The organism is Haloferax sp. Atlit-10N (assembly GCF_003586325.1).
Taxonomy (GTDB): domain Archaea; phylum Halobacteriota; class Halobacteria; order Halobacteriales; family Haloferacaceae; genus Haloferax; species Haloferax prahovense.
The window spans coordinates 1-814 of sequence record NZ_PSYX01000057.1; the positions used below are offsets into that span (position 1 = coordinate 1).

1 pseudogene is annotated in these 814 nt (G+C 52.5%); it reads right to left on the bottom strand.

What is annotated here, in order from left to right:
- A pseudogene (locus C5B91_RS22200) lies at window positions 1-814 on the bottom strand (BREX-1 system adenine-specific DNA-methyltransferase PglX); the annotation flags it as partial.

The following is an 814-nucleotide window of genomic DNA, read 5'->3' on the forward strand; positions in this document are numbered from 1 at the left end:
GTCCGCAGCCTGCACGTTGAGTGTCCCATTGATGAAGTGATAGAGTACGTACTTAGTGACTTCTGAGTTCAGGATTCCTAGTAGATACTTCGGGGGGAGGCGGTCTGTGGTCGAGACGAGTACGACGCCACTGGAATCCACCACGGCGTTGTTGATGTACCTGGCTTTCGTTTTGTACTTACCTGCCCCACCACGTGAGGCGAACACAGCCCGTCTGAAGTAATAACTCGGGTCTCGGATACGCCCACCACGACGGTTCCTAATTTTCTCCAGGCTCTCTTTGCTCCAATTGATGTACTGCTCGGTGGGCTTGTAGTACACGTCTGAAGTGGACGCGCCTTTCTCAATTGGTACCCACGTCCGACCGTCGTGTTCATCTGATTCGATCCCATTGAATCGTTCTTCCTCTGTGAGTTCCTGCGGATCGATGGTGTACTCGTCCTGAATGACGCGGTTTATGAAGTTGTACGCCTTCTCATTCTGCTCCACGTACCGGAAGTCGTCGTTCCGGTCTTTCACCCTTTCAGCGCTCTCACTCTCGTCAATGTAGGCGATGTGCTCTTTGTTGTTGCTAGTTTTCAGCCCCTCGCCACCCCACGTGATCAACCCAAGTAGCGTGACATCACCGGGTTCGAGTTGGTTCAAGTGCTGTTCTTTGATCTCGTCTAAGTTCTCGCGTTGCCGGTCAACGTCGTACAACTCTTCTTGCCACTCAGCGATAAGGTCGTTCGCCGGCGTGATGTAGTTCTGGTAGACCTTCTGCTTGATTTCGTCTGGCTCAAAGAAACTGCCGCGAATGCTGCTCCGGTACATA